Annotated in this window: 30 protein-coding genes; 23 read left to right on the plus strand and 7 right to left on the minus strand. The window is 52.2% G+C overall.

All coding sequences use genetic code 11. The annotated features are described in order from the left end of the window. Positions 1 to 12 precede the first annotated feature (12 nt). A complete protein-coding gene (pepF, locus tag KNO58_RS07790) occupies positions 13 to 1815 on the plus strand; it encodes an oligoendopeptidase F (RefSeq protein ID WP_214752808.1) in 1803 nt (600 codons plus the stop codon). A 221-nt stretch (positions 1816 to 2036) separates the two neighbouring features. On the opposite strand, the gene KNO58_RS07795 is transcribed toward pepF, so the two are convergent. Continuing rightward, the gene (locus tag KNO58_RS07795) at positions 2037 to 2573 is read right to left on the minus strand and encodes a DsbA family protein (RefSeq protein WP_251026143.1); all 537 of its coding nucleotides are present in this window, start codon (positions 2571 to 2573) and stop codon (positions 2037 to 2039) included. Positions 2574 to 2895: 322 nt separating this feature from the next. After that, the gene (locus KNO58_RS07800) at positions 2896 to 3477 is read right to left on the minus strand and encodes a CYTH domain-containing protein (RefSeq protein WP_214752812.1); all 582 of its coding nucleotides are present in this window, start codon (positions 3475 to 3477) and stop codon (positions 2896 to 2898) included. A 107-nt stretch (positions 3478 to 3584) separates the two neighbouring features. Between KNO58_RS07800 and yjbM the strand changes: the two genes are divergently transcribed. Genes yjbM through KNO58_RS07815 form a run of 3 tightly spaced genes read left to right on the plus strand, consistent with a single transcriptional unit; the run spans position 3585 to position 5908 of the window. Continuing rightward, a complete protein-coding gene (gene yjbM / locus KNO58_RS07805; RefSeq protein WP_029595776.1) occupies positions 3585 to 4229 on the plus strand; it encodes a GTP diphosphokinase in 645 nt (214 codons plus the stop codon). Positions 4230 to 4240: 11 nt separating this feature from the next. Continuing rightward, entirely contained in the window at positions 4241 to 5038 is a 798-nt protein-coding gene (locus tag KNO58_RS07810; protein ID WP_214752814.1) for an NAD kinase, read from the plus strand. Between the two features lie 3 nt (positions 5039 to 5041). Further along, the gene (locus KNO58_RS07815; RefSeq protein ID WP_214752816.1) at positions 5042 to 5908 is read left to right on the plus strand and encodes an RluA family pseudouridine synthase; all 867 of its coding nucleotides are present in this window, start codon (positions 5042 to 5044) and stop codon (positions 5906 to 5908) included. 40 nt (positions 5909 to 5948) lie between these two features. Here KNO58_RS07815 and KNO58_RS07820 read toward each other — a convergent pair whose 3' ends face one another. Beyond that, positions 5949 to 7115, minus strand: a complete 1167-nt coding sequence (locus tag KNO58_RS07820; RefSeq protein WP_214752819.1) for an FtsW/RodA/SpoVE family cell cycle protein — start codon at positions 7113 to 7115, stop codon at positions 5949 to 5951. A 150-nt stretch (positions 7116 to 7265) separates the two neighbouring features. Between KNO58_RS07820 and fabI the strand changes: the two genes are divergently transcribed. Next, entirely contained in the window at positions 7266 to 8039 is a 774-nt protein-coding gene (gene fabI / locus KNO58_RS07825; RefSeq protein ID WP_058763280.1) for an enoyl-ACP reductase FabI, read from the plus strand. An 84-nt stretch (positions 8040 to 8123) separates the two neighbouring features. Continuing rightward, positions 8124 to 8312: a hypothetical protein gene (locus KNO58_RS07830; RefSeq protein ID WP_021066964.1), complete on the plus strand. Its 189-nt coding sequence runs from the start codon at positions 8124 to 8126 to the stop codon at positions 8310 to 8312. Between the two features lie 2 nt (positions 8313 to 8314). Here the strand turns inward: KNO58_RS07830 and KNO58_RS07835 are convergent, their stop codons facing one another. Beyond that, positions 8315 to 8824, minus strand: a complete 510-nt coding sequence (locus KNO58_RS07835) for a YjcG family protein (RefSeq protein ID WP_021066965.1) — start codon at positions 8822 to 8824, stop codon at positions 8315 to 8317. Positions 8825 to 8997: 173 nt separating this feature from the next. Here KNO58_RS07835 and KNO58_RS07840 point away from each other — a divergent pair, with 173 nt between their 5' ends. From KNO58_RS07840 to KNO58_RS07855, 4 genes are read left to right on the plus strand one after another with little or no spacing between them, the layout of a single operon-like run. Then, positions 8998 to 9543, plus strand: a complete 546-nt coding sequence (locus KNO58_RS07840; protein WP_214752893.1) for a phosphatidylglycerophosphatase A family protein — start codon at positions 8998 to 9000, stop codon at positions 9541 to 9543. After that, positions 9543 to 10127 carry a phosphatase PAP2 family protein gene (locus KNO58_RS07845; RefSeq protein WP_214752821.1) on the plus strand — a complete coding sequence of 195 codons (585 nt, stop codon included), beginning with the start codon at positions 9543 to 9545 and terminating at the stop codon, positions 10125 to 10127. Before KNO58_RS07840 ends, KNO58_RS07845 begins: the two co-directional genes overlap by 1 nt. Next, positions 10124 to 10657, plus strand: coding sequence for a hypothetical protein (locus KNO58_RS07850; protein WP_214752823.1), 534 nt, complete (start codon positions 10124 to 10126; stop codon positions 10655 to 10657). Before KNO58_RS07845 ends, KNO58_RS07850 begins: the two co-directional genes overlap by 4 nt. Beyond that, positions 10654 to 10845, plus strand: coding sequence for a hypothetical protein (locus tag KNO58_RS07855; RefSeq protein WP_214752826.1), 192 nt, complete (start codon positions 10654 to 10656; stop codon positions 10843 to 10845). The genes KNO58_RS07850 and KNO58_RS07855 overlap by 4 nt, the downstream gene beginning before the upstream one ends. A gap of 20 nt (positions 10846 to 10865) precedes the next feature. Here the strand turns inward: KNO58_RS07855 and KNO58_RS07860 are convergent, their stop codons facing one another. Further along, a complete protein-coding gene (locus KNO58_RS07860; protein ID WP_029595769.1) occupies positions 10866 to 11153 on the minus strand; it encodes an FHA domain-containing protein in 288 nt (95 codons plus the stop codon). A 273-nt stretch (positions 11154 to 11426) separates the two neighbouring features. After that, positions 11427 to 12158 (minus strand): hypothetical protein, encoded by a 732-nt coding sequence (locus KNO58_RS07865; RefSeq protein WP_021066974.1) that lies wholly within the window; start codon positions 12156 to 12158, stop codon positions 11427 to 11429. 151 nt (positions 12159 to 12309) lie between these two features. On the opposite strand from KNO58_RS07865, the gene KNO58_RS07870 reads away from it, so the two are divergent. The 8 genes from KNO58_RS07870 (at position 12310) to nadE (ending at position 17921) form a co-directional block, all read left to right on the plus strand. Further along, a complete protein-coding gene (locus tag KNO58_RS07870; RefSeq protein WP_214752829.1) occupies positions 12310 to 12876 on the plus strand; it encodes a GNAT family N-acetyltransferase in 567 nt (188 codons plus the stop codon). A gap of 2 nt (positions 12877 to 12878) precedes the next feature. Further along, the gene (locus tag KNO58_RS07875; RefSeq protein ID WP_214752832.1) at positions 12879 to 13592 is read left to right on the plus strand and encodes an alpha/beta fold hydrolase; all 714 of its coding nucleotides are present in this window, start codon (positions 12879 to 12881) and stop codon (positions 13590 to 13592) included. Then, positions 13585 to 14145, plus strand: a complete 561-nt coding sequence (locus tag KNO58_RS07880; protein ID WP_214752833.1) for an NADPH-dependent FMN reductase — start codon at positions 13585 to 13587, stop codon at positions 14143 to 14145. Before KNO58_RS07875 ends, KNO58_RS07880 begins: the two co-directional genes overlap by 8 nt. A gap of 69 nt (positions 14146 to 14214) precedes the next feature. Continuing rightward, positions 14215 to 14454: a hypothetical protein gene (locus tag KNO58_RS07885; protein WP_214752899.1), complete on the plus strand. Its 240-nt coding sequence runs from the start codon at positions 14215 to 14217 to the stop codon at positions 14452 to 14454. Between the two features lie 71 nt (positions 14455 to 14525). Next, positions 14526 to 15617, plus strand: coding sequence for a virulence factor (locus KNO58_RS07890; RefSeq protein WP_214752835.1), 1092 nt, complete (start codon positions 14526 to 14528; stop codon positions 15615 to 15617). Between the two features lie 245 nt (positions 15618 to 15862). Continuing rightward, positions 15863 to 16057 (plus strand): hypothetical protein, encoded by a 195-nt coding sequence (locus tag KNO58_RS07895; RefSeq protein ID WP_021066980.1) that lies wholly within the window; start codon positions 15863 to 15865, stop codon positions 16055 to 16057. A 100-nt stretch (positions 16058 to 16157) separates the two neighbouring features. Beyond that, positions 16158 to 16988 (plus strand): BsuPI-related putative proteinase inhibitor, encoded by an 831-nt coding sequence (locus KNO58_RS07900; protein WP_260570654.1) that lies wholly within the window; start codon positions 16158 to 16160, stop codon positions 16986 to 16988. 117 nt (positions 16989 to 17105) lie between these two features. Beyond that, entirely contained in the window at positions 17106 to 17921 is an 816-nt protein-coding gene (gene nadE, locus KNO58_RS07905; RefSeq protein WP_214752839.1) for an ammonia-dependent NAD(+) synthetase, read from the plus strand. Positions 17922 to 18307: 386 nt separating this feature from the next. Here nadE and KNO58_RS07910 read toward each other — a convergent pair whose 3' ends face one another. Next, complete coding sequence (locus KNO58_RS07910; protein ID WP_214752841.1) at positions 18308 to 18697, minus strand: disulfide bond formation protein B; 390 nt, start codon at positions 18695 to 18697, stop codon at positions 18308 to 18310. Between the two features lie 110 nt (positions 18698 to 18807). Between KNO58_RS07910 and KNO58_RS07915 the strand changes: the two genes are divergently transcribed. From KNO58_RS07915 to KNO58_RS07935, 5 genes are all read left to right on the plus strand, one after another. Further along, positions 18808 to 19686 (plus strand): transcriptional regulator CcpC, encoded by an 879-nt coding sequence (locus KNO58_RS07915; protein WP_214752843.1) that lies wholly within the window; start codon positions 18808 to 18810, stop codon positions 19684 to 19686. Continuing rightward, the gene (locus KNO58_RS07920; protein ID WP_214752846.1) at positions 19683 to 20804 is read left to right on the plus strand and encodes an N-acetyldiaminopimelate deacetylase; all 1122 of its coding nucleotides are present in this window, start codon (positions 19683 to 19685) and stop codon (positions 20802 to 20804) included. Before KNO58_RS07915 ends, KNO58_RS07920 begins: the two co-directional genes overlap by 4 nt. 268 nt (positions 20805 to 21072) lie before the next feature. Continuing rightward, on the plus strand, positions 21073 to 22461 hold the full coding sequence (locus tag KNO58_RS07925; protein ID WP_214752849.1) for a cytochrome ubiquinol oxidase subunit I: 1389 nt from the start codon (positions 21073 to 21075) through the stop codon (positions 22459 to 22461). Between the two features lie 14 nt (positions 22462 to 22475). Continuing rightward, a complete protein-coding gene (locus KNO58_RS07930; RefSeq protein ID WP_214752851.1) occupies positions 22476 to 23507 on the plus strand; it encodes a cytochrome d ubiquinol oxidase subunit II in 1032 nt (343 codons plus the stop codon). Positions 23508 to 23614: 107 nt separating this feature from the next. Beyond that, positions 23615 to 24277: a potassium channel family protein gene (locus KNO58_RS07935; RefSeq protein ID WP_214752853.1), complete on the plus strand. Its 663-nt coding sequence runs from the start codon at positions 23615 to 23617 to the stop codon at positions 24275 to 24277. Positions 24278 to 24299 lie beyond the last annotated feature (22 nt).

Consider the following 24299-nt stretch of genomic DNA (forward strand, 5'->3'; position numbering starts at 1 on the left):
GGAAGTGGACATATGTCAGAAGTACTTACACGACAACAAGTCCCCGTCGAGGAGACGTGGAACTTAGAGACGATTTATGCAGACGATCAAGCTTGGGAACAAGATTTTGAGGCGTTGAAAGCAAGCGTACCGGCTTTGGTCGAGTTTAAAGGGAAACTTGGAGAATCGGCTGCTTCGTTGTTCGCCGGTCTGCAACTGCGTGACGACATCTCGCGTCAACTGCATAAGCTCTATACATACGCCCATATGCGCTACGACGAGGATACGTCGAACAGCCATTATCAGGCACTGAACGACCGTGCCGGTTCGCTCGCCGCTCAAATCTCGGCACAGCTCGCGTTCATGACGCCAGAGCTACTCGCCATCGACGAAAGCCGAATCGAGGCGTTCATGAGTGAGCACGAGTCCCTCAACGTCTACCGCCACGCGTTCGACGAGTTGGCGCAAGAACGTCCGCACGTGTTGACGGAAGCGGAAGAGGCGATTCTCGCCCAGGCCGGTGACGTGCTCGGGCAGTCGAGCTCGACGTTCGGCATGCTCAACAACGCCGACTTGAAGTTCCCGAAAGTGAAGAACGAGAAAGGCGAAGAGGTCGAATTGACGCACGGCCGCTATATCACGTTCCTCGAATCGAGTGACCGCAGCGTCCGCGAAGGTGCGTTCAAGGCGATGTACGGGACGTACGAGCAATATTTGAACACGTTCGCCTCGACGTTGTCGGGTAGCGTGAAGAAAGACAATTTCTATGCGACGGTCCGTAAGTTCGAGAGTGCCCGTCAAGCGGCACTTCATCATAATTCCATTCCAGAGTCTGTATACGACGGACTCGTGGAGGCGGTGAACGAACGTCTCGACTTGTTGCACCGTTACGTCGCGCTCCGAAAACGGGCACTTGGTGTAGACGAGTTGCATATGTACGACTTATATACACCGCTCGTCAAAGACGTGGATATGAAAATCCCGTATGAGGAAGCGAAAGACTTGATGGTCGAGGGGCTCGCACCGCTCGGAGACGAATACGTCCAAATCGTCAAAGACGGACTCGCTTCCCGCTGGGTCGACGTTCGTGAGACGCGCGGCAAGCGCAGCGGCGCCTATTCGTCAGGCGCGTACGACACGCAACCGTTCATCTTGATGAACTGGCAGGACAACGTCAACAACTTGTTCACGCTCGCCCATGAGTTCGGTCATTCGGTCCATAGCCATTATACGCGGGCGACCCAGCCGTATCCGTACGGGGACTACTCGATTTTCGTGGCCGAAGTGGCTTCGACGACGAACGAGGCGCTCTTGAACGATTACTTGTTGAAGACGCGCACGGACCGCCAAGAGCGACTCTATCTGTTGAACAATCAACTCGAGACGTTCCGGGGCACACTGTTCCGTCAGACGATGTTCGCCGAGTTCGAGCACATGATTCATAAAGCGGCCCAAGAAGGCGTCTCGCTCACACCTGAATATTTGAATGAGACGTATCTTGAGCTCAACAAGCGTTACTTCGGAGACGAGCTCGTCATCGATGGTGAGATTGCCTTCGAGTGGGCCCGCATCCCGCACTTCTATTACAATTACTACGTCTATCAGTACGCGACAGGTATCTCGGCGTCGGCCGCGTTGTCGCAACAAATCATGGACGAAGGCGAACCGGCTGTCCGTCGTTACATCGACAAGTTCTTGAAGGCCGGCTCGAGCGACTATCCGATCGAAGTGTTGAAGGCGGCCGGCGTCGATATGACGACGAAAGCACCGGTGCTCGCAGCGCTCGATCAATTCGAGGCCGTCCTCGACGAGATGGAGACGTTATTGTTCCAATGAGAGGAAGGGCGTGAACATTATGTGACAATATGAACAAAGTGCTTGTCATGGTGCGCCCGTCTCGGTATATTATAAGTGTGAAATCAATCACAAACCCCTTTATTGACCGTAAACTTTCTCCCAACCTGTGATCTGTATAGATACTCGGGTCGTGATGTTCTCCGTCCCCGCGGGGAACATCGCAAAAAACCCACGGCTCCCCGGCCGTGGGTTTTGTTGTGTTATTTATTCGTCGCCCACGCTTGTCCGCTGCAACCTGGGACAGGTCGGCACCGTTGCTGGAGTGACAGTTTTTTCAGTTCTCTCTCGATGACAGGCTTCTCGAGCTCCAAGATGAAAGCGAGCTCGGTGATGGTCGAGGCGTCATAGCGCCCCAATACTTTCTCGACGTTCCACTCGGACTCCCGAGAGGGGACGTAACCGAGCAGTTCGGCCATGACGGCCTGATAGACGTCGTACGGGTACAATCCCTCTATTTTGAGCGCCTCGTCACGCGTGACGAACGTCAAAGCAGGCAATGACTCGATCTCCCAATCTTTCAAAATCTCATGATCAACCGCGAGGGCGCTGAGCAGTTGATTGGATTGGATATCGGCCGCCAACTCATCGATGTCGAGCCCATAATCGACGAATGAGCGGGCGATTTCCCACAAGTCGCTGTCGCTCGAGCCATCCTTCAAAAAGATATCGTTAATATGCAGATGGCGTAAGAAACGCATCGCATGACGTTTCCCTTGTAACTCCATAGCCTTAATCATCGTGAGAAGGCGAACCTCTTCTTGACATCCGCCAACACAACTAGGAACCGTCGAAACCATACGGAAACGAATCAAGTGACCGTATTCAAGTTCGAGCTTTTTAATGAGCGTCATCACGTGAAGTCCGTCTGGATCAGAAATGTCCATGAAATAGAATAACTCTAATGGCTTATAGGTTACTTGGATAGGAGATTCTTCCAGTGAACAGGATGACTCATTACATTGTTCTAGTTCCATTGTGTCGCCTCCTCTCGTAAACAAAAATCAAATATATCGTATGCTCATTGTAGCAACGAAAAAAAAAGGTTGGCAACGTATCTGCTCAACCTTGATTTCGACGCACCTTTTCTTCCATGAATCGAACGATTTTATTTTTAGCGGGACGAAGGGGGATGCCGTGCTCACGGAGGAGCTGTTCGAACGCGAGTTTACCGGTCGCCTCGTCGGTCACTTCAAATTCTATTTCATAGTCGTGAATCTCCAAATAATGACTTTCGTCGAGGACGAGCAGGCCGTCCGGCGTCTCTCGTTCAGCCCGTTTCGTCTCGAGACGACCGAGGTGTTCGAGCGGTCCAGACAAGTCGAACGGAGCGAGCGCGGCCGTCATTTGATCATCGTGGATGATGCCGTATTTGAATAGGTTCTCGGCTTCCTCTTCGTTGATGGCGGCGTGCGTCTCGAGTAAGCCTACCTCGTGCGGTTGCTTGAGTGTCAGCACTTGGCCGTTCTTTTTCTCACGGATGCGAAGGGCGGCACCGTGGTTCTTCAGTTCGAACGTCGGCGTGTCAAAGTAGTCGTTCGCTTGCCATTTCACTTTGTCCGTCAAGTCGTAGGCGGCGAGCAACGTCTCGTACTCGTCTTTCGTCAACATCGATTTAAATTCAATTTCCACTTCTTGGGTCATAAATCATCGCTCCATTCTATGAACAATTGTTGGTTTATGATACCATACAATCGGATACATACGGAAAAAGCAGGGCTTTCCGATACGAACGAAAGTGGTGACAGCATATGCAATCAATGGATTGGGACCAATATTTAGTGCCGTATCAAATCGCGGTCGATGAGCTGAAAGTGAAATTCAAGGCGATTCGAAAGCAATATAAATCTCAAAATGACCATTCTCCCATCGAGTTTGTCACCGGAAGAGTGAAACCGGTCGGCAGCATCCTCGAGAAGGCGAAGCGAAAGCAGATTCCTTATGACAAGTTGTCGACGGAGATGCAAGATATCGCCGGGCTGCGCATCATGTGCCAATTCGTGGACGATATCGTCCACGTCCTCGAACTGCTCCATCATCGGACCGATTTTAAAATCGTCGAGGAACGCAACTATATCACGCATCAAAAGGAATCGGGCTATCGCTCGTATCATTTGATTCTCGAGTACCCGGTGCAAACGATTCATGGTGAGTTCCCGACACTCGTCGAGGTGCAAGTTCGGACGCTCGCGATGAACTTCTGGGCGACAATCGAGCATTCGCTCAACTATAAATACGACGGGGATATGCCGCTCGAGGTTCAAGAGCGGTTGCGACGAGCGGCCGAGGCGGCGTTCTTGCTCGACGCTGAGATGAGCCAGCTTCGCGTCGAGATTCAAGATGCGCAGCAAGTGTTCCGGGATAAAGAAATGAACGTCCAGACGGACCAAGACTAGGGGGCCACGGCATGCAGTTTGCGATTGTAGCACGGGGAGACGCGCGGTCGGCTGACATCGCGCAAGAGTTGACGAATAAATTGACCGAAGCGGGGCATTCGGTCTCGAAAGAGCCACGCATCGTCGTCTCGGTCGGAGGCGACGGGACGATGTTGCAGGCGTTCCACGAGTATGTCGATCGGCTCGATCAGACGTTGCTCGTCGGCATCCATACGGGCCACCTCGGATTTTACGCCGACTGGCAACCGGATGAACTCGATGAGTTGACGGAGATGATTACGAGCGAGTCGTTCGAGCCGGTGTCGTACCCGCTCGTCGAGGTGCTCATCGATTACGAGGATGGGACGACTGACCGACAGCTCGCCATGAACGAATGTACGATTAAAAACTATAAGCGCACACTCGTCTGTGACTTATCGATTCGCGACGATTACTTCGAGACGTTCCGGGGCGACGGGTTGTGCATCTCGACGCCGTCCGGGTCGACGGCCTATAACAAGGCACTCGGCGGGGCCATCGTCCATCCGTCCATCGAGGCGATTCAAGTGACGGAGATGGCGTCCATCAATAACTTGGTATACCGCACAATCGGATCACCGCTGTTATTGCCGAAACATCATCAAGTGAAGATTGCCCCGCACACGAAAACCGAGTTTGAACTCGCGTTCGATCATCAAGAGGCGTTATCATGGTCGAACGTGCGCTCCATCCGCTGTGCGGTCGCAAAAGAAAAAGTGACGTTTGCCCGGTTCCGGCCGTTCCCATTTTGGCGACGGGTCCGCGAATCGTTCATTGAAGAAGGGAAGTAACCGATGTACGGATTCACATTACGTCGCGTCGCGGAGACAACCGTCCCGTTGCGCGACTTTTTAATGACAGATTGCGGCATCTCGCGAAAGATGTTGACCCAAATCAAACAAGGCGGTCTCATCCTCGTCGATGGTCAGCCGCGCACCGTCCGCTATGACATCCGGCAAGGGGAGACGGTGACCGTCCACTTCCCGGTCGAACAGCCCGCGGAGACGATGGTCCGTTCCAAGCGGCCGCTCACAATCCTATTTGAGGACGACTATTTGCTCGCGGTCGATAAACCGGCGGGCATCGCGACAATCCCGTCCCGGCTCCATCCGGACGATACACTCGCCAACGCCGTGCTCGGCTATTATGAACAGATTGGATTGCAGTCGGCGATTCACGTCATCAACCGGCTCGACCGTGACACGAGCGGGGTCGTCCTGTTCGCGAAATATGCGTACGTGCATCATCGCTTCAGCGAGTTGCAACAGAGCGGTGGCTTGTCGCGGACGTATCTCGCGTTGATTGAAGGGCCGCTCGACCCACAGACGATCGATGCCCCGATCGGCCGCGCGCCCGACTCAATCATGGAGCGAATCGTGACAGCGGACGGACAGCACGCCGTCACACACATCCTCGAAGCGGAGCCGCGCGGTGCGTATACGGCACTATCGATTGCGCTTGAGACCGGCCGGACGCATCAAATCCGTGTCCATCTGCGCCATATCGGACATCCGTTGCTCGGGGATACGATGTACGGCGGCAAGACCGTACTCGACCGTCACGCGCTCCATAGCGCCTCGGCGGTGTTCAATCATCCAATGACCGGCGAGCGGCTGGTCATCCAAGCCGCTGAACCGGCTGATTTCCAATTGATGCCGTAACGACAATAGTCCCGCGCTCGGATGAGTGCGGGACTATTGTTTAGTCGTCGTCGAACATATACGTTTTTGATTTAGAGGCGACGTTCATGACGAGCCCGATGGCAATCATGTTCATGATGATCCCGGTCCCGCCGTAACTGATGAACGGCAATGTCAGACCGGTGATTGGGAGGACGCCGATCGTCATCCCGATGTTTTGGAAAATTTGGAACGTGAACATGGCAATCACGGCCGTGACGATGTAACTTCCGAACGGACTGCTCGCCTCGAGGGCGATATGAATCATCCGGTACAAGAACAAGAAGAAGACGATAATCACGATCGCTGCCCCGATGAAGCCGTAATGTTCAGCTATGACGGCGAAGATAAAGTCGGTTTGCGACTCTGGCAGATAGACGAGCCCTTGTCCATAGCCGGCCCCGAACATTTGGCCAGATCCGATCGCTTGGAGCGATTTGATTAACTGGAACGCGAGGTCATCGGAATACTCGTACGGATAAATCCAAGCTTGGAATCGATTCAAGGCGTGGCCCGGCACAAAACTTTGCAACAACTCGAAATGCGAGAAGAACAAGTACATGAAGCCACCGATCGTCAGGGCAGCGGCGCTGAACAGTCCGAGCAACCATTTCCACCCGATACCGGACACGATGATGATCGCTCCGAGCATCGTGATTAGCACGAGCCCTGTCCCCAAGTCTGGTTGGGTGACAATCAGCGCGAGAGGCGGGATGGCGAGGAACACCAATTTCATTAACAGCCACGTGTCCTGTTGGGACGAACCGTAGCGTTTATTATGGTCATAGACGATCGTCGCCATGGAAATCAATAAGAACAACTTCATGAATTCGGCTGGTTGGAAGCTGAACCCCGGTACGTTATACCAGCCGTACGCCCCGTTGATATTCGGAACGAGAGTCGTATCGCGGAGCGGAATCAAGCCGGCCAGCAGCAGCAACCCGAAGCCATACAAATACCAGTGGATTTTTCGCAACTGTTCGTACTCGATGGTCATGATGGCGAACATGGCGAAGAACCCGATGATATAGCGGATGCCTTGGTCAAAGGCGAAGTTAATATGTTGCAATCGCGTCGGCAACATCGGCTGGGCCGTATAGATGGCACCTAGACTGATGATCATCAAGAAAAAGACGATTGTCAAAAGTGTTGTGTCTAAACTTTTAAAATAAGATTGAATGCGGTTCATGATGAAGTCGTCTCACCCTTTCTCTACGTATTTTATCTTACCGTAAGTTAAAAAAATCGCAATACGTTACGCGCTAGTTGACAAAACAGACACCATTCTGTAATCTGATAACAGATATTATCACCAGGTACTAAAAAAGGGGAGTTTACGATGTCAATCTATCCAACGTTAACGAATAAGACGTATGTCGTCATGGGAATCGCCAATAAACGCTCGATCGCTTGGGGGATCGCGAAGACGCTCGACGCAGCAGGCGCGAAGCTCGTACTCACATATGCGGGCGAACGCTTCAAGTCAGGTCTCGAGTCGCTTGCAGCCGATTTGAACGGAGAAGCCTTACTGTTAGAGTGTGACGTCACGAACGACGAAGCCATCGACACGACGTTCCGCACGATCCATGAACAAGCTGGCCCGATTCAAGGAATTGCGCACTCGATCGCATTCGCAGACAAAGAAGCGCTCCGCGGTGAATTCTCAGAGATGACACGCGGCCAGTTCGCGCAAGCGCTCGATATTTCGGCATACAGCTTGACGGCTGTCGTCAAAGCGGCCAAACCGTACTTCGCAGAAGACGCATCGGTCATCACGCTCACATATCTCGGCGGCGAGCGCGTCGTCCCGAACTATAACTTGATGGGTGTCGCCAAGGCGGCGCTCGACTCGAGCGTCAAATATTTGGCGAACGAGTACGGCCCGCACGGCGTCCGCGTCAATGCGATTTCGGCTGGCCCGATTCGGACGTTATCAGCTAAAGGAGTCGGCGACTTTAACAGCATCTTGTCTGAACTCGAGCAAAAAGCGCCATTGCGCCGCAACGTCTCGGTAGAAGAAGTGGCCTCGACCGGCCTGTTCCTCTTGTCGAGCATGGGCAGCGGCGTGACAGGAGAAGTCATCCACGTCGACAGCGGGTATCACATTTTGTAAAGATGGGGAAGGGCGTAGCGATACGCTCTTTTTTGTATTATCGGGAAACAATTTCGGGTAAGGACTTGTGAAGGAGGTTGAATCATGGGTCCTTATCAGATTGATTTCACAGTCGTCCAATACGGAAATCGCCAAGTTCAACCAACAGAACGGGCGAACATCGAGCCGGTCACACGCATTCAACGTGTCCAACGCATCCGGCCCCGTCAAGAAGAATGGTTAGAAGCCGAACAACAAAACAGCCCCGGTCGTTTCGTCGACCGGAGCGTGTAATCTTAACCTCGGAACCGGAACGTCTCATAGACGTTCCATGTTTCGTTTTCGAGCTCATACATGACGGCCATGCGATTGATCGTCTCCTCGAAATGCACTTGCTCCATCCGCATCCGCTCGAGCACGTCGAACAGTTCGGCATCGGTCAAGTCTTGCCCGATGGTGATGTGCGGCAGAAACTCGTATTTCGGAGGTTGCTTGAGCAGACCGTCGTGCAGTTTGTCGTGAAGCGCTGACAGTTCGCGCGTCGGCAATACTTTTAAGTAAAGGACGTTGTTCGTCGGTGCGAACGAGCGGACCCCGTCGATTTTCAATTGAACCGGTTTGGTCGAGTCGGCGACTTGCTGGAGATACTCGAGCACCTTCGGCAAATCGGCCTCGTCGATTTCAGTGCGTTCCTTGATCGTCACGTGAGGTGAGATCAACGCATACTTCGTGTCGTATCGCTTCCGATACGAGTTAGCGAAGTCTTGAACTTGTTTTGATGGAAATAAGACTACCCCAATCTTCATTCCAGTTCCCCCTTTATAAAGTGGTCTACTTTTTTATGATGACCGATTTATTGAATGAAGTCAAAGCGGGCTTAGTCTTTTTTTCGAGTTTTCAGTATAATAGACAATGAGTACTTCGAGAAGCTCTTTCTCGAGATGAAAGGATGTGTAGCGGGAATGTTCCCGCATCTATGATGAAACATGTACCACACTCACGCGACGTACGCGACGCGGCACGGGCTCGCTTGATTGAACGGGGCGTATCGATCGAATCGATCGCCGAAATCGTCTATCAAATGCAAGCACCGTATTCGCCACACCTGTCATTGAAAGACTGCATGGACTCGGTCGAGGCCGTGTTAGATAAACGTGAGCTCCAACACGCGATTCTCGTCGGGTCAGAACTCGATATTCTCGCCGAGCGCGGGCAATTGTCGGAGCCGCTCTTGTCAATCGTGGCATCGGATGAAGGTTTATTCGGTGTCGATGAGACGATTGCGATCGGGGCCGTCAACACATATGGTTCGATTGCCGTCACGACGTTCGGATACTTAGACAAAGCGAAAATCGGGATCATCAAACAACTCGACACGAAAATGGACGATGGCCAAGTCCACACGTTCATGGATGACCTCGTCGGTGCCATCGCGGCGAACGCCTCGGGCCGGTTGGCGCACCGTCTGCGTGACATGACCGACTTTGGCGAAGACGAGATGCGGGAACGAAAAGGGTTATATTGATGACTTCTCGCTCACGAGCGCTGGCGATCACCGGGACGATTGGATTCGTTCTCTTCTCGGTGGTCGTCGTTTTAGGTTGGATCGTACCGGTCGACCGTTTTGTCACCGCTTCACTTGAACCACTCGCAGGACCGTTGTTCGTTTATGTGACCGAGCTCGGCAGTGTGAAAGTGTTGATCGGTCTATCTTTTATTGGCATGCTTTATTTCTTATGGCAAGGAAACCGCTTTGAGGCGTTCCGTTTGCCGATCGTCGTCATCGCCACACTCCTCGTGACACAAGTGCTGAAGCTCGTGTTCGGGGTTGACCGACCGTCCATCGATGCCGCGCTCGACGCGACGACGTATAGCTTCCCGAGCGGACACGCCTCTGGGTCACTCGCCTTGTACGGCATGCTGGCGATTGTGATGTACCGCCGCAATGAGAACTTGATCGGGTTCGGCCTGCTTGTGGCGATGGTGTTGGCCGTCTCGTTCAGCCGGGTCATCTTGAACGTCCACTATTTCAGTGACGTCATCGGCGGCTGGCTCGTCGCGCTTGTCATCGTGGCAGGGTCAGAAGTGATAAGGAGGAAACAACATTGATTTTAGTCTCACAAGTCGAAACATGGTTATTCATGGACCAACATCGAGCGGACGCGGCCGATGTTCCGACGATTTTGGTCGAAAAGGATGCGTCCGGGGCAAAATCGTTCACAGCGATGCGGACGTTGTTCCAGCTCAAGAAGTGGACGGGGCAACGTCGTTTCGTGCCGCTCTTATCATGCGATGAGGGGGCATACCGCGCCTATGAGGTGTTTCACGTCGACGCGGTCCCGCCATTCGCCATCCTCGAATCGGGCCGTGTGTTATTAAAGGACAACGAAGTCGATGAGGCATATGCGGCCGCACTTGACGACGCTGCGCCAAAAACGTACAGTGAACGGCTCGCGTTTGTAGCCGATTATGTGGAGCGGGCACTCGGTGAAACGGTCGTGCTCGCCATCGATGAGCCGGCCGCGTCGCATCCCCGTGTTCCCGAAGATTTGTTCGTGCCGGGAAATGTGATGCAGACGAGTGAACGATTGTTCGCCTGGGCGAACCGACAACAAACGGAGAGGGATGAACTGAAATGAACGAATGGGAACCAAAGATTCAAGAACTTCTCGACGGGACGGTCGACGAACTCATCGTCCCGAAAGACGATTTTTTGACGGTCCGCTCGCTCTTGGTCGACAAGGGCTGGCTGTTTGAAGTCGTCGGGGAAGCGAAACATGGAGGCGTGACGATTTATCGAAAAAACAAACAAAGCGCGTCCTCATAAGAGGAACGCGCTTTGTTTGTTTAGGCGTTAGAAGCCAATTTGATTTTTTGTCGTTTTAACTTGTGTAATAACCAGGCATGTAACACTTCACAAGAATGGTGAGGAAGGGTCAGTTCGACAAGTGGGTGTGACTGACCGAATATAGTGAAGCGCGAATGGTCCTCGTCGAGCATCGAGACTTGAATATCGGTCGCTTCTTGAAGCGAAATCCGTTGCTCGCCGGCTACTGCATCTTTTAATTTCAGCATTTTTCCATTCGTCGCAAACTTGGTGAACGAAGACATTCCCTGTACTTTCAGTTGTTCCATCTCGTGTATCTATTCATCCGCGTGATGAATAGATTTTCACCTCGCTTTCTCTATATTGCCTTCCATTCCTCCAGAAGGTTATTCCTAGTATACCCTCCTCGCGATAAAAGAAAAGAGTTAATTTAACGAAAAATTAAGACAATTTGTTATCAATTTTTAAAAATAGTGTCTCAGGCGCTTGGCAATGGGATTTAAAACGTGATCCGTATGAGCGGGATAACAAAAAAGAACCTGATTGAATCAGGTTCGACAATGATTACTGCATGGATGAACTCAAAAACGCTCAATCTCCCACGTGCGACGGCGATACGTCAATTGTCCTTTCAATGCGATGGATTCTTTCTTCGCATCAAAGTCTTCTTCAAGCACCGACATGTCCTCGTAACGCCCGGCGACATAAAAAGCGATCGAGACTTGGCGATTGAACAGGCTCCGTTTCGTATGATCAAAATCGATAATCAAGCCTTGCGGTGACAGCGCCAAAATCTCATCGATGACCGGAAGCGGAATCGGGACGAAACTGATATTGCGAATGTCACGGTCGAGCTTGCTTTGCAACACGCTCTGCAGGAAGTGCGAGATCGTCGACCAGTCTTTTATGTACAGGCTGCTGTGACGATCGTTCGATTCGTTGAAGAAGGCGATCTCGTTTTGAATCGAGTTCAGGAACGGTCCTTTTAAGCCGCGTTCCATATGACTGAGGAACAAGATTTCAGCAATCTCGTGATCCGACAGCGATTCGAGCAGATGATAGTCAGGAAAGTCGATGGCGGTGAAACTCGTTTGGTTATTCAAATACTTGGTCGAGAACGTCGACAGTTCGTGCGCCTCGATATAGCGGAACCGGGTCCGGGACGACTGTCTCATCCCTTTCATGTCCGTCCGACAAATAATCATCGGGCGGGCGAGTGATAACGCCTCGGTGACATCGTTTAAAGTCACGCCATGCAGTGTAAAACGTTGCAGTTCTCGGTCTTGTTTAATATAGAACAACTGTTTTGACATATTTATCCCCTCAGTTCGAAGTCACTATAGTTTGATTCTAGCAAATCCGTTCGTGGTGCGCCATGTTTGAGCGGTTCTAGAGGATTGAGATGATGGTTTTTTTGGGAAAATGGTTATAATTGAGGAAAAGAAGCAGAAAGGCGGATTCCATATGTGGGGGTTGAAAAAAAGCTTTCCCGAGCTCGTGACGAGTCGGTTCATCTTAAGGGAACTCGAACCCCGTGACGCAAGGGCACTCTATGTGATTCTTTCGACCGAGGAAGTGATGCGTTATTACGGGTCCGATCCTTTGCTGGCCGTCTACGAGGCGAAGAACGTCATCGCGTATTTCAAAGATCAGTTCCAGCAAGGAAAAGCGATTCGCTGGGCGATCTGTGACCGCGAAACGAACGAACTGATCGGGACGATTGGCTTTCACAACTGGACCCCGCAGTATTTTCGGGCCGAAATCGGCTTCGAGGTCGCGCCGAGCCATTGGCGCCGGGGTGTCGCGTACGAGGCGGCGTCTGCCGTTATTCGATACGGGTTTGACGAGTTCAAGTTTCATCGCATCTCGGCGCTCGTCGCCCCGGGGAACGAAGGGTCGAACCGGTTGGTGCAAAAGCTCGGCTTCACGGAGGAAGGGCTGCTCCATGATTATGCCTATAGTCACGGACGTTTCATGGATTTGACGATGTATCGTCTCTTGAAAGACGAATGGAACGAAAGGGAGGAATGACGTTGAGACAAGTTGTGCTGTTACATGGATTGTGTGGATCACCTGACTATTTTGAGGAACTCATTCCGTTGATGGACGCGGACGTATACGCGCTGACATTACCGGGACATGCCGGGACGGAGGCCGGACCAGAGACGATAGATCAGTTTGCGGATTGGGTACTTTCTGAGATGAAACTGCGCGATCTCAAGCGTCCGATCGTGCTCGGTCATTCGTTCGGGGGCTACATCACGACCAACCTCGTCCGCCGTCATCCGGACGCGCTATCCGGTTTCGGATTGATTCATTCGACAGCGGCGGCTGATTCAGAGGCAGCCAAAGCGAAGCGGAATGAAGCGATTGAACGCGTGATGGAAGAAGGCGTGCATCCGTTCATCGACACGATGATCCCGAGTGTGTTTGCCGCTGAATCCGACCCCGCGCTGATTGAACGCGCCAAACAAATCGGCTACGAGATGTCGAAAGAAGGAATCATTTCCGCACAGATGGCCATCCGCGACCGTGCCGATGAGACGGAGACGGTCCGGTCGACCGAACTACCGGGTCTATTCATCTATGGTGACAAAGACCCGAACATGGACAGCTCCCGCGCTTTCCTCGGGGCAGAGCGCCATACACGCGAGAGCGTATCTTGTAGTCATATGGGCATGATGGAAGTACCTGAGATCGAAGCACGACTCATCAATGAATGGCTCAAGGAGGTACAGGATGTCTAAATTCAAACTCGTTGCCGTATCAGGAAGTCTGCGTAAGGCGTCATACAATACGGCGCTACTCCATTCCATTATCGAGCTCGGGCAAGATCGGTTCGACGTCGAGATCGCTTCGATTGAGATGCCGCTCTATAACGACGACTTGATCGACCCGGATGAACCCGACGTCGTGCTCGACTTCAAACGAGCCGTGCGCGAGGCGGACGGTCTGCTCGTCGTCACCCCAGAATATAACCACAGTATCCCGGGCGTGTTGAAGAACGCAATCGATTGGTTGTCGCTCGAACCGGGTACGCCGCTCCGTGAGAAACCGGTCATGATTGCCGGGGCGTCTCCGGGCATGCTTGGGACGGCACGATGTCAAATTCATCTCCGTCAAGTATTTGCCACAAATCGTGCTAACGTTTTACCAGGAAACGAAATCTTTATCACGCATTGTAAAGAAAAGATTGATGATACTGGATTGCATGATGAAAAGTCACGTCAACAAATCGACCGAGTGTTATCTGAGTATTATAACTGGATTGATTTTTGGAAGCGTCACGCAAAAAATTAACTTGAAGTCGCCCTGATTGTTTGATAGAAATGAATTGTGAAAACAAACACAAAGGGAGCGACGACAAACATGCAAACGTATATTGAACTGTATAATGGCGGCGAGTTGGAGGATCGGGCGATCATCAATGATGGGATGACGTTCGGTCGGGTGACGATTGTGGAGTTGTTCTATCAAACGAGCCATATCTTCGGATACGTCAAGGCCGATGGGGAGAAGCGCTTCTTCCTCGAGCCCGTGTCAGCAGATGATACGTTCACCGTCGAAGGAGACGAGTATTCGCTCCAACAGTTCATCGCCCTATTTTGATGTTCACGACGCAAGCGACTCGCTTGCGTTTTTTTGTCGTTTTCGTCACGATTGAGAGTGAGGTGATGAGGATGAAATTAGTAGCAATCGAACCAACTCCAAGTCCAAACAACTTGAAGATTATTGTCGAACCGGCGTTCACGGGCCGAGGTGTCACGTATGACAAGGCGAGCCGTGACATGCCACCGATTATCGAGGACATCGTCGGCTTACGCGGGGTCAAGTCGGTCTATGCCGTCTCCGATTTCCTCGCCGTCGAACGCCATCCGAAACATGATTGGCACGACGTCATGAACGAGATTCGCCGCGCGTTCGGGGAAGACGTGCCGGAAGTCGAGGCGAGCCAAATGGCGGCGGACTATGAACCAGTTCACGTCTCGGTCCAGTTCGTTCTCGACGTCCCGATGCAATTGAAACTCGTCAAAGGCGACTCGGAAAAACGGGTCGGCCTGTCGAAACGGTTCGTCGATGCCGCACTCGACGTGCAGGCTCAAGTAAAAAACGTCATTCAAGACCGGCGCTGGGTCGAACAAGCCCCACGTTACGGCGAACTCGAAGACGTAAGCGTCGTCGCGCAAGAAGAGCTCGAGGCGGCGTATCCCGAAGAGCGGGTCGCCCGCATCGTCGCCCGGGCGTTTGGCCGGGAAGCCGACTATGAGGCCAATGCGAACCAATTGCAATCAGACGATTGGAAAGCGCGCTTGGCGTTCTTGGACGAGCTCGAGATTACCCCGGACAACATGGCGTACTTCCGCCGGGCCCTCGAGGACAAAGTGATGGCCATTCGTCGACAAGCGGTCGTCATGATCGGCATGTTCGAAGAGAATCGGGAAGAGTACGTCACGTACATCGAGCAAGCACTCGTCGACTCGTCACCGATCGTCCGCCGTACCGCCGGCGACACGGTGTCCGATTGGGCGTTGCCGCAGTCGCAGCCGTCGATGATCGAGGCGCTCAAGGATAAGAGCAAGCTCGTCCGGTGGCGGGCCGCTCGATTCTTGTTCGACTGCGGAGATGAGCAGGCTGTGCCCGCCCTCAAAATCGCCGAAGACGATCGTGAGTTCGAGGTGTCGTTGCAGGCTCGGCTTGCCAAAGAGCGAATTACGAGCGGCGAAACAGCGCTTGGGACAGTGTGGCAACAAATTTCAAACCGAACGAAGTAACAAATCATTCGACAATTTTGCATTTAATTATTTTTACAGTTACAGGAAGAGAGACGAATCAGATTGCGATTCGTCTCTCTTTTTGCACGAATAATTTGATAATTCATCCAAAAGACTAACAATCGATACCAGCAATTCGACAGTTGGGTAAACGGGTCTTTTGGCCTGTCGAACGATGGGACGTTATTCTCAATCTAATCGTTGATACACTATACATATCTTATAACCGAAAAGGAGCCACACTCATGATGCTTTTTGCAGAAACACCAGAACTCGTAGCCTATAAGGAAGTCGTCGATGGTATGATCACGGTCATCTTTGAGTCGATTCACAGCGAGACGTTCTCGATCTCTGCACAAGTTCGATCCGATATCGACGTCGCTGACGCGCTGTTCATGACAGGATGGCAACAATACGTGGAAAACGTCCAAGTTTCATAATAAAGGTGAATAATATCCGTAAACCCATTACAAACGTCTGCACGAACGTATACACTAGTGCTATAGACGTTTTTTTATTTTGCAGAGGAGAGTGGGATACGTGAAGAAAACTTGGTTATTGGCCATCGTTACGACGATGATATTGGTCGTCGCGGCATGCAGCAAAGAAGAAGCGAATCCGAGCGATGTAGACGGCAACGCGTCGACACCGCCTGCCTTATTGACGCTTGAGACGGATGTAAGCTACGACGCCGAGACAAAACAGTTGTCGGCAACGGTGTCGATGACGAATCCGAACGAGGTGCCCGTCAACGTGACGTTCAATTCATCGCAGCGTTTTCAGATGACGGTCATGAACGGGGATACGACCGTATTTGATTACGGCAGTGAATATATGTTTACAGAATCGATTATTGAAGAGACGTGGGCGCCGGGCGAGAAGAAAGTGTTTGACGAGGTGTTCCCACTCACGCTCGAAGCGGGCGAGTACACGGTGGATTTCGTCGGTCTGGCCCAAGTCGAAGGTGCTCCTGAGATGGCGGTCACAGATCAGCAGTCGTTGACCGTTGAAGCGGCCGAAGTTCCGACGGAAGAAACGCCGGAAGAGCCGGCTGAAGATACGACCGAAGAGACGACAGAAGAACCGGCAGAAGCGCCGAGCGATCAACCTGCGCAAACGGACGGTTCGTTCCGCGATGTAGCCATCAAATTGAACGGTAATACGCTTGACGTTTCTGGCTACACGGACGTCGAAGAATTCGAATGGAGCGTCTCGGACGGTCATAACCTGTATGCCCAAGGTGCGGCCGAAGTGACGAGCGGCGGCTTCACATTTGGTGTCTTATTGGATGAAGAACCAGCGGCAGGAAAGACGTTATTCTTGGAGATGACACCGATCGGCGGCGACGTCGCATCGTTCCGCATACAATAACCGGACGACGGAAACTTAGGTTTCCGTCGTTTTGTTTCGGGAATGAAACAAGTTGACGGCATCCATAGATTGTCAGACAATTAGGCAAACCGATATTAGACAGGGAGGAAGTTGAGAATGCAGCAACATATCATCGAATCGACACACGTCAAACCATCCATCAACCCGGCCGAAGAAGTTCGTCGCCGAATCGACTTTTTGAAGGCTTATGTTAAACGGGCAGGCGCGAAAGGGCTCGTCCTCGGAATCTCGGGAGGTCAGGACTCATCGCTCGCGGGCAAGCTTTGCCAACTCGCGATGGAAGAGTTGCGTGAAGAAACAAACGCGGACTATACATTCTACGCCGTTCGTCTTCCATACGGCGAGCAGCATGATGAGGCCGACGCCAAACGTGCGCTCGAATTCATTCGACCAGACAAGACGCTCACGGTCAACGTGAAACCGGCCGTCGATGCCTCAGCCAAATCGTTCCTTGAAGCGACGGGACTCGAGCTCGGCGACTTCCATAAAGGGAACACGAAAGCGCGCGAGCGGATGAAAGCGCAATACGACATCGCGGCCACGTTTGGGGCCCTCGTCGTCGGCACGGACCATGCGGCCGAATACGTCACTGGTTTTTACACGAAGCACGGGGACGGGGCGGCCGACTTGACGCCGCTCACTGGGTTGAACAAGCGTCAAGGGAAGGCGCTGCTCCATGAACTGGAAGCCCATGAGAGCTTGATTTACAAAGTACCGACGGCGGATTTAGAAGATGACAAGCCGGGGCTCCCGGACGAGGTCGCTCTCGGGATGACGTATGACCAACTCGATGACTATCTAGAAGGGAAGTCAGTCGATCCAGCCATCGCCGAACGGATTGAGACGATCTTCAAACGGTCGCGCCATAAACATCATATGCCGGCTTCGCTCTATGACGAGTGGTGGCAGTAATCACAGTGGACCAGCCCTCGGGTTGGTTCTTTTTTATGTGGTAATTTTCGAACCGTCCCTTTAGGCGCTCATGCTTTCAGCAGGCAATCCCGAAGCCTCCTCGCGCCGAATCCGGCACTGCGGGGTCTTCGTCGGATTGCTTTCCTGCATGAGTCAGGGCGCCACGGGCCGGATTGAGGGGATTTCACTATGCTACAGATCAATCGATGTCAAAAGCCGGCAACCGAACTCCTAGGGGAGAGCGATGCAAGGATGACCCCGTAAAGCGCGATTCACGATGCGGAGGCATCCGCATCGCCCCAGGAACGGAGGGTGCCGGCCAAAGCAATCGTAAATCAAACAAAAGAACCGATCGATAGACCGGTTCCATTTTGACGAATGATTCATTAGCGCTTCGAGTGTGTCGGCACGAATTGGATGAGCAAGATGAGCGTGAATGCAATCAAGCTGAGCAGCGGGATCGTGAGGAACCCGAAGTAGTTCACCCAACGAATCAAGCAATCGTTACTGCAGAATGCGTCGCCGTTCGGGATGCGTTCGAGAATGACGTGATAGAGCGCAATCGCCCAACCCGCTCCGGCCATAAGGCCGACGAACAATTTGTTCACGGAACGGTTCGAGAGTAGCACCGTCAAGTAATAGATGGCGAGCGGATACATAAATATGCGTTGGAACCAGCATAGCTTGCATGGCACGTACAACATGATTTCTGAGAAATAAAGGCTGCCGAGCGTCGCAATGGTGGCGACAATAAAGGCAAAATGATGACGTTGCATCTGATTTCCTCCTGACGATTCAAAACTAATCGACAAACATGATATGATACAGTGAAGCAATAACGTATCCAGTATACAATCTTTGAAACGATAGAGAAATAGGTGACGTCATGCAAGTATCAGAAGTGGAAGTGTTAATCGTCCTCGCCGAAGAGTTGAATATGCGGAAAGCGGCGGAGCGCTTGTTCGTCTCCCAGCCCGCCCTCAGTCAGCGACTCGTCACAATCGAGCATCAGTGGGGCAAGAAAATATTCGTTCGTTCGACACGGGGCCTCGCGCTCACGCCGGACGGTGAAAAAATCATCGACTTCGCGAAGAAGATGTATAGCGAAGAGCAGGAGCTGCGTGGGGAGTTGACAGCGCAACAAGGTGAGGTGTACGGTACATTAAAAATCGCCGTCGCATCCATCATGGGGCAGTATTGGCTACCGCGCGTTTTGAAACGATTCGTCGAGCGGTATCCGTCGGTGCGGGTCAAACTCGTCACAGGCTGGTCAAGCGAGATGATGCGCTATATGCTAGAGGAAAATTTCCATATCGGCATCATTCGCGGGAATCCGGATTGGCGCGGCGAGAAAATGAAACTGTTCTCGGATTCGCTCCATCTGGTCGACTTGCGCATGACCGACTTGAAACAATTAAAAAATAACGAGCGTTCGTTCATCCAATTCAAGAGCGACTCGACGTATTATCAAGAAATTTTGGAGTGGTGGCAAGAGCGCTTCTCGAGCCCGCCGCTCACGACGCTTGTCGTCGACCAAATCGAGACGTGCAAACAGATGGCGTTACACGGCATCGGATTCGCGATTTTACCGGAGTCGACACTTCGAGATGTCGAGGCGATGAATAAGATTCCGCTCACCTCGTCAGACGGAACACCGCTCGTCCGGGATACGTGGATGCTCTCGACCGAGTCGATGCTCGAGTTGGCGCAAGTGAAGGCGTTTTGGGAAATTGTTGATGAAGTGACAAAGGAGAGTGTGGAATGAGTTGGGCAATTGAGGCAAGACGGCAGTTACATTTGATTCCAGAACGAGGCTATGAGGAGTTCAAGACACAGGCGACACTTGAGGAACTGATTCGGTCCTTGAACTCGTCGCGGGTGCACATCTCGCATTGGCGCACCGGTTTGTTCGTCCGCATCGATGGGCTCGTCGGAGAGAAGACGATCGGTTACCGGGCTGACATGGACGGCTTGCCGATCACGGAAGAGACGGGTCTCGAGTTCGCCTCGGTTCATGAAGGGATGATGCACGCCTGTGGCCACGACGTTCACATGGCGATCGCCCTTGGATTGATTAAGCGTGCCGTCGAAGAACCGCTAGACCACCATCTCGTCATCTTCTTCCAACCGGCCGAAGAAGGTCCGGGCGGTGCCGAACCGATGGCCGTGTCGGAACTGTTCTATCACTTCCGGCCCGATGCGATGTTCGGGCTTCACGTCGCACCGGAATACCCGGTCGGCACGATTGCGTCGCGTCCAGGTGTGTTGTTCGCGAGTGCGCGCGAATTGCATCTGACGATTCATGGGAAAGGAGGTCACGGCGCCTTCCCGCACGCCGGGATTGATGCCGTCATCGTCCAGGCCGCATTGATTATGCAGCTGCAAACGGTCGTCTCGCGGAACATCGACCCGATGGGCAGCGCGGTCGTCTCAATCGGGAAAGTCGTGGCCGGGACGAAAGAGAACATCATTGCGGACACGGCGAAGCTCGATGGTACGATTCGGGCTTTGTCGGACAAAGAGATGGTCGTGCTCGAGCGTCGTATCCGTCAAATCATCGCCGGGGTGGAGATGACGTATAACGTCCACATCGACCTCGAGTTCGGTAACCGATACCATGAGGTCGTCAACGACGAGCGGTATTTGTTCCAATTTGAAGAAGCGGTCGAGGAAGTCGGATACTCATACAAGACGTGTGTAGCGGCCATGACCGGGGAAGATTTTGGCTACATGCTGAAACAAGTACCAGGGTTTATGGTATGGCTCGGCGTGAACGATATGGGATCGGGACTTCATCAATCGACGCTCAATCCGGATGAACGGGCCATCGATGTCGCCATCGAGCTGTTCGATCATTTCTTTAGAACGGCCATTATTAAATGAGGCAAGCGGACACGAATGTGTCCGTTTTTTTGTATGAAATGTGTTGAATTGTGCGTGAACCGTTAAAGATTTGGGAAAAAAGTAAGAGTTGTAAAGCGTCGATATTGTTAAGCTTGCTCAAATGTGAACATTTTGCGAACTCAAGCATTGAGACATTACAGCGCTATATAAAATCATTATGATAAGGGTATCCAAGGGAAATCATCTGTGATGTTGCGCGATAGACATTGGTTTTACGCGCTAGAGAGAGATAGGAGGTAATCAATAGATGTTTCAAGATCCTGTCCTGATGAGCCGGGCGTTAACGGCACTCACGTTGGGTTTCCACGTGATATTTGCCACAATCGGCGTCGGGGTTCCATTACTCATTTTATTGGCAGAGTTTCTAGGTATTAAAAAGAAAGATCCGAAATACACCGTGATGGCCCGTCGGTGGTCACGGGGATACGTCGTCACAGTAGCGGTCGGTGTCGTGACAGGTACGGCAATCGGGCTCCAGCTGTCTTTACTTTGGCCGAACCTCATGCGGGTCGCCGGTCAAACGATCGCACTCCCACTGTTCATGGAAACGTTCGCCTTCTTCTTTGAAGCGATTTTCCTCGGGATTTATTTGTACACGTGGGATCGGTTTAAAAACCCGTGGCATCATATGCTCGTCGGGATTCCGGTCGCGGTCGGTGCCTTGTTCTCAGGGTTCTTCATTACGACCGTCAACAGTTTTATGAACCAGCCGGTCGGATTTGATATCGTCGATGGCCGACTCGCCAACGTGAGTCCGCTCGAGGCGATGTTCAGCCCGGCGATGCCGACCAAAATGGCGCACGTCTTGACGTCGGCCATTCTGACATCGGCGTTCATTCTGGCCGCTATCGCGGCTGTCCAGTTGCTCCGTCAACGACGGAACCAACTCGACAAGTTGTCAATCGAATATCATAAAAAGGGTCTTCGTTTGACGATGACGGTCGCACTCATCTTTGCAATTGCGACTGCCCTCGTGGGAGACTTCTCAGGTAAATACTTGGCGAAGTATCAGCCAGACAAATTGGCGGCAGCGGAGTGGCATTTTGAAACCTCCTCGGAAGCCGAACTGATTCTAGGCGGATGGCTTGAAGAAGACGGAGCGGGCGGTTACGAAGTGCGTGGCGCCTTGAAGATTCCGTACGCCTTGTCTATCTTAGCGGGCGGTGTACCGAACTACGAGGTGACCGGTCTTGATGAATTTGCGAAAGAAGATCAACCTCCACTATTCATCCACTATCTGTTTGACGCGATGGTCGGGATTGGGATGTTACTGGCATTGATTTCGTTCTTGTTCGTGCTCGGACGGTATATCAAGCGACTGCCTCAATTCAGTAAACCGATGCTTATTGCCATCGCCGCAGGCGGTCCGCTCGCGATGATGGCCATCGAGTTCGGTTGGTTCTTCGCAGAGTTCGGCCGTCAGCCGTGGGCGCTTTATGATTTGATGCGCACGAGTGAAGCGGCGACGACATCCGCAAACGTCGGATGGATGCTTATCGCCTTTGCGATCCTGTATGCAGTTCTTGGCGTGGTCACGGTACTCGTCTTGACTCGTCTGTTCAAGGACAACCCAGTAGGGAAAGAACTAAAACAATCGGAACATCGCGGTGAAGCGATGTTCGCGGATGAAGTGTGATCGGAGGGTATGACATGCAGATTCAAGAATTAGGGATTGCCGTACTATGGACGTTTTTGTACGGCTATCTCATCGTCGCATCGATTGATTTCGGTGCCGGCTTCTTCGCTTTCTATAGTAAGTACACGAAGCGGGACCACATGATCAACCGCCTGATTGCACGATATTTGTCGCCGACATGGGAAGTGACGAACGTGTTCTTCGTCTTCTTTTTCGTCGGAATCGTCGGGTTCTTCCCGGATACGGCTTACTATTACGGGACAGCGCTTCTCGTCCCGGCCTCGGTCGTGTTGATTTTATTGGCGATTCGCGGTAGTTTTTATGCGTTTGCCAACTATGGCTCAAAAGAGAGCACGTTCTATATGTTCTTGTACGGGGCGACCGGGTTGTTAATTCCAGCCTCGATGTCGACCGTGCTCACGGTCAGCCAAGGCGGATTCATCAATGAGACCGAGTCGGGCGTCTTCTTTGACGGCATGAAGTTGTTCACCAACTTCTACTCTTGGACCGTCGTCACCTTGGCAATCGTGTCGGTGCTCTATATTAGTGCCATGTTCCTCTTGTTCTATGCCGACAAAGCGCGTGACGCCCAGGCGGTCCCACTCGTTCGGAAATGGGCCTTGTTCTGGAGCGTTCCGACGATTATCGCGTCGGGCCTCGTCTTCTTCGGGTTGAAGTCGCAGGCAGCTTGGCATTACGAGAGCATCTTAGCTGGCAACTGGTGGTGGTTCGCCGCAAGTTTCGTCTTCTTCGCGGTAGCCGTTGCCCTCGTCTACATGAAACGGAACTACGGCCTCGCGTTCTTGATGGTCATGGGTCAGTTCTTTATGGCCTGGTTCGGATATGGATATACGCACTTGCCGTACATTCTTTATCCGTACATCGACATCAACGGAAGCGTCGTCAACGAGTCGATGGCCATCGCCCTCGTCGTCGTGTTCATCCTCGGACTGCTCTTGCTCGTACCGGCGTTGTACCTCTTACTTCGCCTGTTCTTGTTCGACAATGACTACGTACGTGGAAAGCGTTCAAGTGGTAAAGCGTAAAGACCGGATTATCCGGTCTTTTTTTGTATAGTTTTTTTGAAGGGAATCGGTTACACTGTACGAAGAATCGGGAACAGAAACAGCGTAGGAAAGGGATGTATGAAATTATGACAGGTGAATTTGCAGTCATCGGATTAGGACGGTTTGGCGGCTCGATCGTTCGTGAACTGTCGTCGAACGGTTATGACGTGTTGGCGATTGACGCGGACGAAGAACGCGTCAACGAGTTTATGGGGCTGGCGACACATGCGGTCATCGCGGACACGACCGACGAGAACGTATTGAAAAGTCTCGGCATTCGCAACTTTGAACATGTGATCGTGGCCATCGGTGAAAACATCCAAGCCTCGATTTTGACGACGCTTATCTTAAAAGAGCTCGGCGTTCAAATCATCACGGTCAAGGCGACGAATGATTATCACGAGAAAGTGTTGCGCCGTATCGGGGCCGATAACATCGTCCACCCAGAGCGCGACATGGGCATCCGGATTGCGAATGGATTGATGAGCCAAAGCATCCTTGATTACCTTGAACTCTCGAACGAGCACTCAATCGTCGAAATCAAAGCGTCGGACAAGCTGTCGAACAAGTCGCTCATTGATTTGGACCTTCGCGCCAAATACGGCGTCAACATTGTTGCGGTCCGCCGCAATGATGACGTCATCATCTCACCGCAAGCCGACGAGATGATTTTGCCAGAGGACATCTTGATTATCATCGGGAAAGATACGGACTTGGATCGTCTCGAACGCACACTTCGGTCCAGATAAAAAACGAGAGGCGCGCGCCTCT

It is taken from the genome of Exiguobacterium sp. J17977 (genome assembly GCF_018616375.1).
In the GTDB taxonomy this organism is placed as follows: domain Bacteria; phylum Bacillota; class Bacilli; order Exiguobacteriales; family Exiguobacteriaceae; genus Exiguobacterium; species Exiguobacterium mexicanum.

Coding starts and splice junctions, on each gene's coding strand:
- nadE (WP_214752839.1), top strand. CDS start 17,106: ATGCAGCAACATATCATCGAATCGACACACGTCAAACCATCCATCAAC.
- yjbM (WP_029595776.1), top strand. CDS start 3,585: ATGCAATCAATGGATTGGGACCAATATTTAGTGCCGTATCAAATCGCG.
- KNO58_RS07935 (WP_214752853.1), top strand. CDS start 23,615: ATGACAGGTGAATTTGCAGTCATCGGATTAGGACGGTTTGGCGGCTCG.
- KNO58_RS07910 (WP_214752841.1), bottom strand. CDS start 18,697: ATGCAACGTCATCATTTTGCCTTTATTGTCGCCACCATTGCGACGCTC.
- KNO58_RS07860 (WP_029595769.1), bottom strand. CDS start 11,153: ATGGAACAACTGAAAGTACAGGGAATGTCTTCGTTCACCAAGTTTGCG.
- KNO58_RS07820 (WP_214752819.1), bottom strand. CDS start 7,115: ATGAACCGCATTCAATCTTATTTTAAAAGTTTAGACACAACACTTTTG.
- KNO58_RS07895 (WP_021066980.1), top strand. CDS start 15,863: ATGATGCTTTTTGCAGAAACACCAGAACTCGTAGCCTATAAGGAAGTC.
- KNO58_RS07810 (WP_214752814.1), top strand. CDS start 4,241: ATGCAGTTTGCGATTGTAGCACGGGGAGACGCGCGGTCGGCTGACATC.
- KNO58_RS07815 (WP_214752816.1), top strand. CDS start 5,042: ATGTACGGATTCACATTACGTCGCGTCGCGGAGACAACCGTCCCGTTG.
- KNO58_RS07885 (WP_214752899.1), top strand. CDS start 14,215: ATGCAAACGTATATTGAACTGTATAATGGCGGCGAGTTGGAGGATCGG.
- KNO58_RS07845 (WP_214752821.1), top strand. CDS start 9,543: ATGACTTCTCGCTCACGAGCGCTGGCGATCACCGGGACGATTGGATTC.
- KNO58_RS07795 (WP_251026143.1), bottom strand. CDS start 2,573: ATGATTAAGGCTATGGAGTTACAAGGGAAACGTCATGCGATGCGTTTC.
- KNO58_RS07920 (WP_214752846.1), top strand. CDS start 19,683: ATGAGTTGGGCAATTGAGGCAAGACGGCAGTTACATTTGATTCCAGAA.
- pepF (WP_214752808.1), top strand. CDS start 13: ATGTCAGAAGTACTTACACGACAACAAGTCCCCGTCGAGGAGACGTGG.
- KNO58_RS07865 (WP_021066974.1), bottom strand. CDS start 12,158: ATGTCAAAACAGTTGTTCTATATTAAACAAGACCGAGAACTGCAACGT.
- KNO58_RS07870 (WP_214752829.1), top strand. CDS start 12,310: ATGTGGGGGTTGAAAAAAAGCTTTCCCGAGCTCGTGACGAGTCGGTTC.
- KNO58_RS07915 (WP_214752843.1), top strand. CDS start 18,808: ATGCAAGTATCAGAAGTGGAAGTGTTAATCGTCCTCGCCGAAGAGTTG.
- KNO58_RS07880 (WP_214752833.1), top strand. CDS start 13,585: ATGTCTAAATTCAAACTCGTTGCCGTATCAGGAAGTCTGCGTAAGGCG.
- fabI (WP_058763280.1), top strand. CDS start 7,266: ATGTCAATCTATCCAACGTTAACGAATAAGACGTATGTCGTCATGGGA.
- KNO58_RS07830 (WP_021066964.1), top strand. CDS start 8,124: ATGGGTCCTTATCAGATTGATTTCACAGTCGTCCAATACGGAAATCGC.
- KNO58_RS07925 (WP_214752849.1), top strand. CDS start 21,073: ATGTTTCAAGATCCTGTCCTGATGAGCCGGGCGTTAACGGCACTCACG.
- KNO58_RS07855 (WP_214752826.1), top strand. CDS start 10,654: ATGAACGAATGGGAACCAAAGATTCAAGAACTTCTCGACGGGACGGTC.
- KNO58_RS07840 (WP_214752893.1), top strand. CDS start 8,998: ATGAAACATGTACCACACTCACGCGACGTACGCGACGCGGCACGGGCT.
- KNO58_RS07835 (WP_021066965.1), bottom strand. CDS start 8,824: ATGAAGATTGGGGTAGTCTTATTTCCATCAAAACAAGTTCAAGACTTC.
- KNO58_RS07890 (WP_214752835.1), top strand. CDS start 14,526: ATGAAATTAGTAGCAATCGAACCAACTCCAAGTCCAAACAACTTGAAG.
- KNO58_RS07800 (WP_214752812.1), bottom strand. CDS start 3,477: ATGACCCAAGAAGTGGAAATTGAATTTAAATCGATGTTGACGAAAGAC.
- KNO58_RS07930 (WP_214752851.1), top strand. CDS start 22,476: ATGCAGATTCAAGAATTAGGGATTGCCGTACTATGGACGTTTTTGTAC.